Genomic DNA, 13,274 nt, shown 5'->3' with positions numbered 1-13,274 from the left:
GGATGGCGGAGCCCGCTGAGTGGGAGCGCGTTGAAGGGCTGCTCGTCAGGATCGGCGGCGTGTACGACCCGGACGGTAACGTCGTCGTCCAGGAGGAGCGCGCCGCCGAAGCCGCGGCCGCCGCCGTCCGAGAGGCAGAGCTGCGCGAAGCCGACCGGATCGCCGCCCGCGCCGATGAGCTCTAGGCGCTGCGCGACCGGGGCGCCCTGGAACAAGCCGAGCCCCGCGAGGGCGACGAAGTCGTCCGCGACGAGCTGACCCGCCGCGCCGGGTCGTACGTGCAGCAGGACGTCGACGCCTGGCTCGCCCGCGCGTCGACCCGCCGCCCGCTGCGAAGCCGCCGCCGGCCTGTTGTACCCGCCGGTCCTCGCCCACGCCGCGCTGCTCGCCGCCCTCACCCAGCTCGTCCCCGGGGCCGACGTCGACCAGCTGCCGTTCGCGGCCCGGCTGGCCGCCGCTGACTCCGAGGCCGCCAGCGAGCTCGCGGCGTTCCTCGCCGACGCCAGGAAGGGTGTCCACAAGTGCCCGTGAGCAGGCACTCCAGAGGCACACGAAGATCGCTTCCCGAATGGGAAGCCCTCCCGGCGGCCGGGCCAGCGACTGTCAGACACAGGGGCAAAGATGGGTGGCATGACGAAGACCGGAGCGGACTACGCGTGGTTCGAGAACGACTTTCCAGACATCGCCGAGGCGTACTGCTTCACCCTGGTACGAGGTGTGTCGCCTGGCGAGCTGATTGCCCGGCTCGACGGACGACCGGAGGCTCCTCTGCTGGGCATAGCTGCCGTGGTCGACGCCGCTTTTGCCCAGTACGACCTAGAGGAGGGTGACCGTCAGCTGGTCGCCATGACGACCGTGGGTGCCTGGACGCTCCTGGTCGAGCCCAACGGCTACCTCGGAGTCACCGAAGATCGAGTCCTGCCAGCCTCGGCCGAGGCGAGCTGGGTCTCTCACTTCGTCAACATCAACGCTGTCGGCACGTTCCTCTGGGCAGAGGACCGGGTTCTGCGACTCTGCTTCGACCCCATGTTCCCGGAAGACCGATGGGGCACCGCACCCGACGAACTCCGCGACACCATGGAGCGGATCGGCTTCCACCTCAAGGACGAGTCTCCGGAAACCGATCTGTCCTCATCAGCAGCGTTCGCTCTGGCAGAGCACCTGACCGGCGTGGCCATCACTCCGGAGCTGCTCCAGGACACGACCTTCAGCTGCGCCACTGTCCAGGTCCGATGACATCGCGCGACCGCCCTCCCCGGGCCTGCCCCGTGAATGCGGTGTGGATGATGGCGCGGTGACGAATACCAGTGACGCCCACGTGAAGGTCCACTTCCGGATGGACATAGATGAGGATGGCTGGCCGCCGGCAAGCGTCGAGAGCCTGTGGGCGGTGGACCTTGGCGACGGCACGGTGCGGTTGGACAACACGCCCTGGTTCGTACGCGGAGTCGCCAGCGGTGACATCATCAAGGTGGAGTTCGATGGCGACGGTGTTCTCTGGGCCGGGGAGACGGTCCGACCGTCTCAGAACTGCACGATCCGGCTGATCGTACTGAAGGACGACGGCTCAGCCGCCGCGCGCCAAAGCGTGCTGGAGGTCTTCCACCGCCTCGGCACGACCGGCGAGGGGATCGAGCAGTTCCGGTTGGTGGCTCTGGACGTCCCGCCTGAGGCGGACCTGCCTCGGATCCGCACGCTCTTGGAACACGGTGAAGCGAAGGAGTGGTGGCACTGGGAGGAAGGCTGTGTCACCGCTGCTTGGGTAGCCGCTGCTCCTGCCTGAGGGCAGCTGAGTTCCGTCCCTGCTCGTGGCGGCCCACAGGGCTGCACCCATGCCGCTTGTAATGAGCTGGTGCTCGAGCGGCTGCGCACGGCAAGCTGTGGGCACGCGTCCTGACGAGGGCGGACGTGAGTCCGCGCCGGCGCCGCGGCCGAGTGCCGCCTGATCTCCCGGGGGCAATGGTGAACGAACGGGACGTCCGGCTCAATGAACTCGCGCAGGGGTTACGCCCCATGTCTGAAGGCATCGAGTGGTTCGACGACCTCGTCCCGGAAGACCAGTCCGAGGTGCTGCTGTTCCTACGCCATCACTGTGTCCAGGCGCGTGCTGTCGCCGACGATGTGCAAGAGAGCATCCGCCGTGCTGGGCTGCGCCCGACGCATACGCCCGCGGTATTGATTTCACGCGGCCGGATCGACGAGCAACTGGGAAAGATCGCCGGTCTCACGCCTCTCGGCGAACGTCGAAAGGCGTTCCGGCTGCTGATCGCAGTCCTCGCGGTTGCCGACGAGCGGCGCCGCGAGCGCTTCTGCTCCGGCGGCTGCGGTCACTGGTGGCACAGACTGTCCGCCGGCTGATCGCTTCGGCCTGGCACAGCGGTGCCGGGCCGGAGCAGGTAGTCACGCGGACTCGGGTCGGTAGATGTCGAGGAGCCGGAAGACTGAGGGGGAAGGTTCCGTACGGGTTGACGTTCGGCTCGATACGGCCCGGGGGCTCGATGCGACACTGCACGAGTAGGGCCTGGCGCAGCCGATCCTCAACCAGCTCCACGGGGCAGATCTCATCGGTGAGCCAGTCGGTCAGCCGTTCCTCGTCGGCGCGGGTCGCCGGGCGGAATTCCGGTCGTCGACTCTTGGCCCGGGGCGTGCCGTTGCCTGACGCGCAGTGGTCGCGTATCGAGCCGCTACCCCCAGATCGGACGCCGCGGCGGGGTGGCCGATGGCGGGACCACCGTGAGGTGATCGATGCGATCGCCTGGAAGTTCCAGACGGCATCGCGCTCGGGGCCGCGGCGTTGTCAGTGCTGGGCAGCATGATGACCTTCATGACCGAAACCAGTGCCCTGCTGCTGTCTCCTGCCGCCTATGTGGAGGCTGTGACCGCTGCCCTGGCGGCGTCGGCCGCGTACTACGGCGACGGGGCTACCCCGCTTGGTGACGACGAGTACGACGGGTTGCTGCGCGCGATCGCCGCATACGAGGACGCCCATCCGGAGGAGGTGCTCGCTGAGTCGCCGACGGGGAAGGTGGCGGGCGGGGCGGTGCAGGGCGATGTGCCGCACTCGGTGCCGATGCTCTCCCTCGACAACGTCTTCGACGCCGCCGAACTCGCCGAATGGGCCGCCGGGCTGGAACGGCGCCTGGGCCGCCCGGTGGCCGGCTGGTGCGTGGAGCCCAAGCTCGACGGCCTGGCGGTGGCCGCCCGCTACCGGGCCGGTCGGCTGCTTCAGCTTCTGACCCGCGGTGACGGGCTGGCCGGCGAGGACATCACGCACGCCGCCGACGCCGTCCTGGGCCTGCCGAAGGTGCTCACCGAGCCGGTCGACGCTGAACTGCGCGGCGAGGTGCTGCTGACGACCGCCCAGTTCGAGGAAGCCAACCGGATCCGCCTCGCCCACGAAGCGGTGCCCTTCGCGCACCCACGCAGCGGAGCGGCCGGCACCCTGCGCGCCAAGGACCGCCTCTACCGGATCGAGCTGACCTTCTTCGCCTACGGCGCGATCGGCCTGGACGACCTCGGCCACACAGCTCTGTTGGAGAAACTGGCCGTCCTGGGGGCGAACACGGCCGCCAGCACGGCAGCCGCCCCGCTGCGCTGCGACACCGTGGAGCAGGTGCAGGAACGTATCGACGTGATCGCCGGCCTGCGCGCCGGCCTGCCGTTCGGGATCGACGGTGTAGTCGTGAAGGCCGACGCCGCGGAGGACCAGCAGCAGGCCGGCAACGGCTCCCGCGCCCCGAGGTGGGCGGTGGCCCGGAAACTGGCGGCCGAGCACAAAGTGACGCGCCTGCTGGCGGTGGAATGGAACGTCGGCCGGACCGGCATCATCGCACCCCGCGCCGTCCTGGAGCCCGTGGTCATCGACGGCGTGACAGTCACCTACGCCACGCTCCACAACCCGTCCGACATCACCCGCCGCGGGCTCATGATCGGCGACCAGGTGTTCGTCTACCGAGCCGGCGACGTCATCCCCCGCGTCGAGGCACCCCTCGCCGACCAACGCACCGGCGCCGAAACCCCGATCGTCTTCCCCGAGGTCTGCCCGCGCTGCGGGGATGCCATCGACACCTCCGAGCAGCGGTGGCGATGCGTGCGCGGCCGCAGCTGCCAGGCCGTGGCCTCGCTCATCTACGCAGCCGGCCGCGACCAGCTCGACATCGAAGGTCTCGGCACCACGCGCGCCGTCCAGCTGGTCGAGGCCGGCCTGGTCAACGACATCGCCGACCTGTTCACCCTCACCCGCGAGCAGCTCCTCGGCCTGGAGCGGATGGGCGAGACCAGCGCCACCAACCTCCTGACCGCGATCGAAACGGCCCGCGGCGCCGCACTGAACCGCGTCTTCTGCGCCCTCGGCGTCCGCGGCACCGGGCGCACGATGTCCCGCCGGATCGCCGCGCACTTCGGCTCGATGGCCGCCATCCGCGCCGCCGATGCCGACACACTGGCCGGGGTCGACGGCATCGGGGCGGAGAAGGCCCGCGTGATCACGGCCGAACTCACCGAACTCGCCCCGCTCCTGGACAAACTCCAGGCCCAGCAGGTCGGCATCCAGGTCACCGAACCGCAGCACAAGCCCACCGCCGACGCGAGCGACGCAAGCGGCGGCGAGGCCACGGCGGCCGGGTCGGCGGCCGTGCTGGCCGGGCAAGCCGTTGTGGTGACCGGCTCGATGTCCGGGCCCCTTGCGGCGTTGTCCCGCAACGAAATGAACGAGCTGATCGAGCGCGCCGGCGGAAAGGCATCGTCATCGGTGTCCAAGCGCACCACCCTGCTGGTCGCGGGCGAGAAGGCCGGCTCCAAGCGCGCCAAAGCCGAAGAACTCGGCATCCGCATCCTCGACCCCGAGGAGTTCGCCGCGCTCATCGCCGACCACCTCCCCGCCAGCTGACAACCGCCCAGCGGACGCGTCTGGGTGCTCCTTGACGAAGCCACGTCGTCGGGCCGCGTGCGGAGTGCCTCACCGATTCAGGCAGCGCTCTCGTAGACCACGGTGGTGGTGGGGCAGTCCACGGCGAGTCCGAGGAGGGCTTGGCGCTCGTTGTCGTCGACGGCCAGGTCCCAGCGGAGCTTGATGGCGACCCAGGTCGCCGCGTAGGTGCCGTGGTAGGAGGCGTCGGAAGGCAGCCTGAACGTGGAAGACCTGTACCCGCAGGACAAGCGCGGCAAGATCACCGCCAAGGGCGGCGCGACCGAGTGGATCCACTGGCAGTCCGGCACCGCCCAGATCTTGCCCCGCCTGATCGCCGGCCGCACCCGCAGGCCCCTGTTCCTGACCGGTCGCAAGGCCCCAGCCGGAACCGCGACGCTGGACGTGTGCGAGGAGACCAGCCGGGCCCGGTGCTCCTACCGCCGGCGGGGGGGAGGAGGTCTTCGAGGAGTCCACCCGGCTGCTGGCGAACCCGCTTGCCCGGCGCGAGGACGTCGAGGACCTGGCGGGATGGACATTGCACCGGCTCAGGCACATTGCGTTGACGCACGACGCGGAGAACGGCACGTCCACGCCGATGCTGCTGGCCCGACGACGAGGACGGCGCGGACTGACAGCGTCAGGAGCCAACCAGGGCACCAATCGGCTCGCCGCCTTGGTCGGCGACTTCGCTGCCGGGCTGCTCACAGTGACGCTTCGTACGCCTCGCGGATGGGGGCAGGGATGCGTCCGTTGTCATTGACGAGGTAGCCGTTCGCGCGGGCCCAGAGCCGTATCGCCTCGCCCTCCGGACCGTGATTGTGCATCCGGCCCCCGGTGCTCTCACTTGCGACGCCCGAGGAGACCCCTTCCAGGTGGTCCGCTACATCCCGAAAGAAGGCGAACAACGAGGTGAATTTTCCCTCCTCAGGGTTGGAGCCCTCACTCCAAGACCCGATGCCTCCAGTCTGGGTGTTCAGGAACCTGCCGTAGAAGCCGTCGCTCTCGGCGACGATCGGCACCCACTCACGGCGCCAGGACGGATAGTCCGGGTCTTCGGAGGGTTCCATCTCCTCCATGGCCACCTTGTGTGAGTAGACACGCTCGATGTCCGTGAGCCCGAGAAGGAGGCCGCCGCTGGGGATGACTCCCGCGCATCCCAGCGCCACCAGACATGAGCCGGCATCGGGTTGCTTCCCAGCACCGACGTCGTTCGCCAGGAGCCACTGCCGCAGCTCTTTCGGCAGCTTCAGTCCCATGCGCTCTTCAGCATCGCTGACGGCTGTCGGGCTGCCTGGGCCGCCAAGAGTCGCGAAAACGTCGGGAGCGTTCTGTTCGAGCCAGTTGGTGACGCGGCTCCACGCCTGTTTTACGTCTTCTGCTTCAGGCGTCGGTATTTCACTCATGTGCGATCCCCGACGGAAGGAGCACGCCTGTTCGCGTTGCTTGCCCTCAGGAACCGCAGCACGGGCTCCAAGGTTCTGACGTCATCTATCGAGAACGAAGGCGACCACTGACCATCCATGGGCAGACGGTACGTGGATGCACTGACATCGAACCCCTTGGGCCCCCGTGCTGTTGGGGCCAACCCGTTGGGCGTGATGGAAGGCCTTCGGAGACGGAGTCTCACCATTCTGACGGAGTTCAGCTCAGGGCTGCCCTCCCGCGCCATGATCGGTGAGACGAGCACTCGTCTCCGCCCACGGCCCTCCCGAGACTCCTTGTTCCACCTGTCCTGGGTCTCGACTCAACCTGTCAGCCCGCAGGTCAGCGGCCCTGTCTCTGCAAGATCTAATGAGACGGGACAGCGGCCGCTCGGCGGGCCATCGCGGATGTGGAGGAGTCCGTAGGAGCCGGGAGCAACGGTCGCCACATACTCGAACAGAGCGACGGCATCGGGCGACGAGCGGTGATTGGAATGGCCACCCAGGTGGATGAAGGGCTCGCCGTTCATCCACCGGAGGTCAAGGAGGTAAGGACTTGCCATCTGGGCGATGCGAAGCCGCAGCTGGTCGACCACCTGTCGCAGCCGGGCCTCATCTTCGTCATCACCGGCGGTCTCCCTGAGGGTGATCCAGCCGTGGTACTCGAACACGCCATGATCCTAAGGGGGGTCATCCCGCGAGCGCGAGGGCTTCGCCGATCAGGCCGCGCAGTTCCTCGTCGCGGAGAACCATCGGATATCCCCCCTCCGCGGACAGGCGGCGCTCCGACTGCCGGACCGCCAGCAGCGCTTCCCGGATCGCCGGACTGATCTCGCCCATTCGGATCACGGCACGGAGGGCGTCCTGGAAGAAGCCGAAGCCGTCACCGCCGTCGGCGATCGGCAGGATGAACTCCTCCAGGACCCGCATGCTCGGTTCGACCCGGCCCGTGATCTCCCAGAGCGTGATCGCCGCGGTGAGCCGCGGCCAGTACCCGGTGCTTTCCATCGCGACCCGCACGCGGTCCGCGTGCGACGCCGCGTCGCGCCCGAATCCGGCAAGGGCGCTGATCGGCCCGAAGACGGGTTCTTCCGCGGCCGCCACCGCCTCGTCGACGAGCCTCAGAGCAGCCTCGCGGTCACCTCCGATGGCTGCGACCGTCCTGGCCACCAGGTGGTGATTGCCCGGGTAGTCCAGAATCTGGCAGGTCCGTACGGCCTCCTCGGCTGAGGCGGCCGCCGGCCCCATCGCCAGCAGCATCCTGAGCACCGTGACCGAGGTCCGGGTGTCTGCCAGGAGCGGGAGGAGCTCGGGCAGGGCGGGCAGCGCGTCCTCGCCCCAGGCTTCCAGCACCTGAAGGAAGCCGCGGGCCGTGCCCTTGCGGATCGTTTCCCGGATCGCGGGCAGCAGGACGTCCGCGTGCCCGCGCAGCGGGATCAGCACGTCCTCGATCTCCGGCCGCCGGGGCTCACCCACGACATAACCTCGGCCCTGCTCCTCTGCCTGGGCCCGGAGCTGTTCGACCAGTCCCGGCAGCGCTCGTGGGTCATCGATCCGGGTCAAGGCCCACCGGGCGATCTCCCGGACCGTTCCGTCGAGGTACGGGTCGGCCGCGTCGTCGTCGAGCAGGGTGGCGAGCAGATCGGCGTACGGGGCCGCCCGCCGGCCCAGCACCGCGAGGATGTTCGCCGCCCTCAGCCGCACGGCGCCGTCCGGATCGGTCAGCAGGCCGCCGGCGAGCGGCAGCAGGGCAGCCTCCACGGAACGCCGTTCGGTGAGGAGCCGCCACGCGACGTCCAGCCCCTCCCGGCACAGCGCGGCATCGCCGGAGCGTTGCGCCGCTTCGACCGTCCTCACGGCGAAGGCGAGTTCCGCACCGGGGTCGTGCCGGAGCAGCCAGGCCGTCGACACGACCAGGTCCTCGCGGGTCCAGGGACTCTCTATGCCCGGGGTGTACCAGACCGCCTCGAACCGTGGTCGCAGCGTGAGATCGGAGAACACCTTGATCAGTCGGTCCATCTGACGAACCGGCATCTCCCGGTCGGATTTCGCCGAGGCGTGCACGGCCGCGACCCACAGCAACGGGTCGTCACCGTCCAGTACGCCGACCAGGACCGCTCGCGCGTCGTCGGCATGCTCCCTGGCCGCGCCGGAAACCGCCGCGCCGGAAACTGCCGCGCCGGAAACTGCCGCGCCGGCAACCGCCTCGCCCAAGGCGAGCAGCAGCGGCAGCCGTACCGTCGGGTCCGCCTCGACCCGCCACCGCTCCAGCAGCCGTCCGATCCCGACGGGCAGCGCCAGCGCCGCCCGCCGCACCGCCGGCTCCGGGTCCGAGAGCAGTGCCCACGCCCCGGACCAGTCCTCGCCCGTCAAGGCCGGAGCGTGCAGCGCCACCAAGAGTTCGACGAGGCCAACCCGCGCACCCCTGTCCGGGTCGGCCGCAAGGGCGATGATGAACGGCAGGGCGACCGCGGCCGCGGACGGCGTCTCGCGTCCGTCCAGCGTGACGAGAGAGTAGAGCGGGTCGCAGTCACCCTCCACCGCCTGTGCACCCCGCGAGGCGAGCCGACGAAGTGCCCGCTGCACGTTCTTGACCGGTTCCTCCGGAGATGCCGTCTCAAGCCCGTCCCACACGACGGCATCCAGCGCCTCCAGCAACCCCCGAGTCACCACTTCCCCGTTCTTCAATACGTCGTCCTCCCCGCTCCGCCCGTCATCGTCCGGCAGGCGCATCGTCCTGTCGCCTGAATTTCGTGACCGTCGCATCAACGCCGAGCAAGCTGCGCCGCGGAGGCCTCACGCCGACGAATCGACGCAGGCAGAACGCCATGGCAGGGACGGACGGCTTAACGTGAGTGCATGACGGATTGTGCGGAATGCGGCTTCACGTACGACCTCGCCCTGGCTCCCATAGTCTCGGGGCTCGTCAAGGGTCATGCGCGCGAGTACGCGGATCGGCTGTGCGCGCGGTAGAGGCGGACGGAGACCGGATTGTCGTCCTCGGGGGCGTCTAGTGCGTCGATCCCGTCGATGAGGAGGCCGTTGTCGACGCAGAGGTCCTCCCACAGCTTCGGGGTGAGCACCCACATCTCGACGTTCTGGTCCGGGGCGCCGGCGAGCGGCAGGATCTCCGCGCGCGGCGTGACGCTCGAAGAGGGGCCGTGCCCGTGTGAGTTGGTGTGCAGGACGGAGAAGGCGAGGCGCCCGCGGGGTTTCATGGCTGGCCGGAGGGCGGGCAGCAGGCGATGGGGGTCGAGGTAGCCGAAGCCGTGGATGGAGTAGATCACGTCGTAGGGTTCGGCATGGTTCAGGTGGTCGACGGCGTCGGCGTGGATGAGGGTGAGACCTGGGAGGCCGTCGTGGCGGGCGACGGCGCGTGCGTGCTGGCTGGCTGGCTGGCGGATGCTTCGACGGCGTCGACCGTGGCGCCGTGCTCGCGCACCAGGTGGGCGGCGTGTTTGCCCAGGCCGGAGCACAGGTCCAGGACGCGCAGGCCGGTCAGGTCGCCGAGGACTTCGGCGCCGGGGCCGGTCGGCCAGAATCCCCAGGAGATGCGGTCGACTTCCGGGATGTCGGTGCCTCGCTGCAGATGGTGGGTGCCGTACGTGTTCCAGGCGCGGACGTTTACGGCTTCGGGCTCGGTGCTGTGCATGGCGCTCCTTGGCGTCGGGGGAGTGGCGGGGCCGCGCCGGCTGCACGGCCCCGCATGGACCTCTGCTGGGGGCCGAGAGTCAGCGGTCCTGGGCGAGGGCGTACAGCTCGCCGAGCAGACTCCCCTCGGTCGCGACGAGTTCGTCGAAGGAGCCCTGTTCCCGGACAGTTCCCCGGTCAAGAACAATCACTCGGTCGGCCATCCTCACGTTGTCGAGGCGGTGGGTGACCACCACGGTGATCCGGTCCGAGGCCATGGCCCGCAGCTCCCGGAAGATCTGGTGCTCTCCCCGGGCGTCCATCTCGCTGGTCGGCTCGTCCAGGACGAGCACGGCCGGCTCCCTGTACATCGCCCGCGCGCAGGCCAGCCTCTGCCACTGCCCTCCGGACAGCTCGTGGCCGCCCCACACCGACCGGGCGAGCAGCGTCTCCAAGCCCTTGGGGAGTTCACGCAGGGCCTTGGTCATGCCGACCCGTTCGACCGCGTCCCAGATCCGCTCGTCGCCGTGCTCGCGGGGCTGGCCCAGGGTGATGTTCTCCCGGGCGGCGAGCGGCCAGTGCCCGTTCTTCTGCGGCACCAGGCCCACGTGCCGCCACACCGACTCCGCGTCGGCGTCGGTCAGGTCGATGTCGTCCCACAGGACTTTGCCGTCGCTCGCGACGGTCAGTCCGGTGAGCATGCGGATCAGCGTGGACTTGCCGGCGCCGTTCTCCCCGACGAGGGCGACGACTTCGCCGCGGTTCAGGGTGAGGGTGATTGGCTTGACGGCCGCGGCCTCCTTGCTCGGGTATGTGTAGGAGGCGCCTTCCAGTCGGATCTGCTGCGGAGGCCTGGCCAGTACGGTGCCGCGCGCGGTGGTCATGGCGCGGACCTCGTCGATGAAGTCGTAATAGTCGGAGAGGTAGAGGCCGTGGTGGAACATCACCGTGCTGTAGCGGATGATCGAGTTCAGTGCGCGACCCGCGGTCTGCGACGCGACGACCGCGGTGCCCGCGATCGCGGTCGTCATGGCACCGGCGAGGACCAGGCCGGCGAGCGAGGCCCACATGCCGAGGGTGAACAGGCCGCCGAGCGAGGCGGCCAGCAGCGTGATCCGCAGATACGGGCGGGCCCCGGCGACCTCCCGCGTCTCGACGCGGTCGCACATGGACCGGTACCAAAAGTGCAGGTAGCCGCGCATGGTGTTGGCGCGGAGCTCGTCGGCGAGCTCGGCCGTCGTCAGCCACCAGCGCATCATGCCGCGGACATTGCGGGCGGAGATGGTCTGGTCGTGGACGCGGTAGTCGACCCGGGCGGCGATCACGCCGCCGAGACCGCGGGGGACGACGGACAGCAGCAGCACGCCGAAGAGCAGCGGGTGCAAGGTGGTGAGGACCACGGCCGCGGAGGCGAGCTGGATGAGCCCGTTGGTGAGGGTCTTGGCGTCGTCGGCGAGGTCGACGGCGCGCAGCGCGCCGATCTCCGCCGCCTGGCTCCGGTCGCCGAACCCTTCCGCGTCGTAGGCGGCGAGTTCGGCCCGCATGTGGAGATCCACGAGCTGCAGGTCCGCGGCCGAGGCGATCTGCGGGTTCAGGCGCCGGGTCGCCCAGTCCGCGAGGATCCACATGGACGCGCCGGTGGCCATCGCGACGACGGCGACGGTCAGCGCCGGCCACGCCTGGGCCAGGCCCTGGCGGGGGTCGTCGACCATCAGCTGCGGCATGGCCTTCGCGACAGCGGTGAGCATCACCCCCGTGCCGACGCCGGACAGCAGCTGGCACACCACGATCGTCAGTGCCATGTGCCGGTCGACGCACCAGGCCAGGCGGGCCGTCTGGATCAGGGCCGCGGGGATGCGGCGGGCCATGTCCCACAAGGTGGCGTCGTCCATCGCCCGCCGGTGCTTGCGCCCGTTGTAGTCGAGCTCCGGCGGCGCCGAGGGCTGCGGAGCGCCCGTCCGCGCGGCCGGGAGGGACGCCGCTTCGCCGCCGACGGTCGCTGCGGTGGCCGGGGAGTCGGTCCGGTGGTGCGGTGCGGTCATGCGAACACCCCCGCCATCAGCCGGTCCAGGGTGCGCCGTCCGCGTGCGGTGACGCGGGGGTCGTCGAGCTTCGGTCCCCACACCAGGCAGCTCACCGCGTCGATCGCTGCGAGGCACTTCAAGGCGTGCTGCTCCTCGCGCGTGAGGTTGCGGCCGTAGCCCTGGAGGCATGCGGCGCGCAGGTCGGGCCGATCGGTCCAGGTGGAGGACGCCATCAGCACGAAGTCCTGCACGGCGGTCGCGGGCCGGGAGCGCTCGAAGTCGATCCATCCGGCCTGCTGCCGGGATCTCGACCACATGAGGTTGCGGTCCCACGCGTCGCCGTGGATGTACGCGAGCGGCACCGGCGGCAGGGCCCGCAGCTCCTCGGCCAGCCGGCGCACGAGCCTCTGCTCCAGCACGGTCAGCCGGTTCCCGGCCGTCGCCAGGTGCCCCTCGGCGCCGTCAGCAGCGGCTCGCAGCGCCTGCTCTGCCTCGGCCCGGCGACGGCCGGAGAGGTCACCGGCCGAGTGGAGGCGGCCCAGCAGGGCGCCGCCATGCCAGTGCGCGCGGGCTTCCTCCAAGGGCGAAAGCTCCAGCTGCTTGAGCGGTCGTCCTGGGACGGCGGTCAGCAGCAGTGCCAGATCTTCGGCGTTCGAGGCGCGCAGCTGCGGCGCACCGCCGGCGCCGAGGGCCGGTGCGACACTTCGTAGCGCGAACGTTTCGCGCTCGTACATCACGGCCTTGGGTGAGATCTTCAGGTAAAAGCGGGAAGCCCCGGGCAGGTCTAGCTGCCAGACGCGTGAGTTCTCGCGTGGATGGCTGACGTCCTGGACGGCAGGGCGGGCGGCGAGTTCCCGGCTGGCCCACGCGAGCAGGGCGGGAGGCGGAGTGGTCGGGTTGATCATGCCCCCCACCCCGATGACGGTCGTGATGCTGCGGCGAACAGAGCGCGGCGGACGTCGACGGGCCGCCGATGCGCGAGGGCCTCGGCGGCCGCAGCAGGAGGGTTCTCGAGAACAGGGTGAAGGGTGACCAAGCGGACGGGATTCACGATTTCTCCTGGGGTCGGAACGGGGGGGCAGAGCACCCGGGAAACGGACCTGATCGCAGGGCCGCTACGGGCAGCCGCGGGCGACGAGTCGAGTGAAGGTTCGACGCGGGACGCGGACGGCAAGGGCCGTCTGCGTGGGCGGCTCCTCTCGCTTCGTTCGATTCACACGTACGGGGAAGGCGGCGGGACGGTCGCCCGAGCGGCGGCTTGCATGACGCGTCGACAGCACCCGTCTCCTT

The 13,274-nt window shown here is 69.8% G+C and carries 14 protein-coding genes; 6 read left to right on the top strand and 8 right to left on the bottom strand.

All coding sequences use genetic code 11. The annotated features are described in order from the left end of the window. The first annotated feature begins 2 nt into the window (after positions 1-2). The 6 genes from OG861_RS33700 (at position 3) to ligA (ending at position 4,888) form a co-directional block, all read left to right on the top strand. Positions 3-185 (top strand): hypothetical protein, encoded by a 183-nt coding sequence (locus OG861_RS33700; protein WP_330262007.1) that lies wholly within the window; start codon positions 3-5, stop codon positions 183-185. 166 nt (positions 186-351) lie between these two features. After that, the gene (locus OG861_RS33695; RefSeq protein ID WP_330262006.1) at positions 352-531 is read left to right on the top strand and encodes a hypothetical protein; all 180 of its coding nucleotides are present in this window, start codon (positions 352-354) and stop codon (positions 529-531) included. A 99-nt stretch (positions 532-630) separates the two neighbouring features. Next, the gene (locus OG861_RS33690; protein WP_330262005.1) at positions 631-1,236 is read left to right on the top strand and encodes a DUF6461 domain-containing protein; all 606 of its coding nucleotides are present in this window, start codon (positions 631-633) and stop codon (positions 1,234-1,236) included. A 58-nt stretch (positions 1,237-1,294) separates the two neighbouring features. Next, entirely contained in the window at positions 1,295-1,783 is a 489-nt protein-coding gene (locus OG861_RS33685) for a DUF4265 domain-containing protein (protein ID WP_330262004.1), read from the top strand. Between the two features lie 230 nt (positions 1,784-2,013). After that, entirely contained in the window at positions 2,014-2,358 is a 345-nt protein-coding gene (locus tag OG861_RS33680; protein ID WP_443064489.1) for a DUF5958 family protein, read from the top strand. Between the two features lie 457 nt (positions 2,359-2,815). Beyond that, positions 2,816-4,888, top strand: a complete 2,073-nt coding sequence (gene ligA / locus OG861_RS33675; protein WP_330262049.1) for an NAD-dependent DNA ligase LigA — start codon at positions 2,816-2,818, stop codon at positions 4,886-4,888. Positions 4,889-4,965: 77 nt separating this feature from the next. Here ligA and OG861_RS33670 read toward each other — a convergent pair whose 3' ends face one another. From OG861_RS33670 to OG861_RS33635, 8 genes are all read right to left on the bottom strand, one after another. Next, positions 4,966-5,253, bottom strand: coding sequence for a hypothetical protein (locus OG861_RS33670; protein ID WP_329202887.1), 288 nt, complete (start codon positions 5,251-5,253; stop codon positions 4,966-4,968). Between the two features lie 357 nt (positions 5,254-5,610). Further along, complete coding sequence (locus OG861_RS33665; RefSeq protein ID WP_329202889.1) at positions 5,611-6,312, bottom strand: Lsr2 family DNA-binding protein; 702 nt, start codon at positions 6,310-6,312, stop codon at positions 5,611-5,613. Between the two features lie 341 nt (positions 6,313-6,653). Then, positions 6,654-7,001, bottom strand: coding sequence for an Imm7 family immunity protein (locus OG861_RS33660; protein WP_330262002.1), 348 nt, complete (start codon positions 6,999-7,001; stop codon positions 6,654-6,656). 19 nt (positions 7,002-7,020) lie between these two features. Continuing rightward, positions 7,021-9,063 carry a hypothetical protein gene (locus OG861_RS33655; protein ID WP_329202893.1) on the bottom strand — a complete coding sequence of 681 codons (2,043 nt, stop codon included), beginning with the start codon at positions 9,061-9,063 and terminating at the stop codon, positions 7,021-7,023. Between the two features lie 200 nt (positions 9,064-9,263). Continuing rightward, on the bottom strand, positions 9,264-9,617 hold the full coding sequence (locus tag OG861_RS33650; RefSeq protein ID WP_329202895.1) for a hypothetical protein: 354 nt from the start codon (positions 9,615-9,617) through the stop codon (positions 9,264-9,266). Positions 9,618-9,637: 20 nt separating this feature from the next. Beyond that, positions 9,638-9,982: a hypothetical protein gene (locus tag OG861_RS33645; RefSeq protein WP_329202896.1), complete on the bottom strand. Its 345-nt coding sequence runs from the start codon at positions 9,980-9,982 to the stop codon at positions 9,638-9,640. Positions 9,983-10,061: 79 nt separating this feature from the next. Next, positions 10,062-12,002, bottom strand: a complete 1,941-nt coding sequence (locus OG861_RS33640) for an ABC transporter ATP-binding protein (RefSeq protein WP_329202897.1) — start codon at positions 12,000-12,002, stop codon at positions 10,062-10,064. Then, positions 11,999-12,889: a phosphotransferase enzyme family protein gene (locus tag OG861_RS33635; RefSeq protein ID WP_329202898.1), complete on the bottom strand. Its 891-nt coding sequence runs from the start codon at positions 12,887-12,889 to the stop codon at positions 11,999-12,001. Before OG861_RS33635 ends, OG861_RS33640 begins: the two co-directional genes overlap by 4 nt. Positions 12,890-13,274: the final 385 nt, after the last annotated feature.

Source organism: Streptomyces sp. NBC_00539, from assembly GCF_036346105.1.
Classification (GTDB): Bacteria; Actinomycetota; Actinomycetes; order Streptomycetales; family Streptomycetaceae; genus Streptomyces.
The sequence above is the reverse complement of the archived record's forward strand: the minus strand, read 5'-3'. Positions and strand labels throughout refer to the sequence as shown.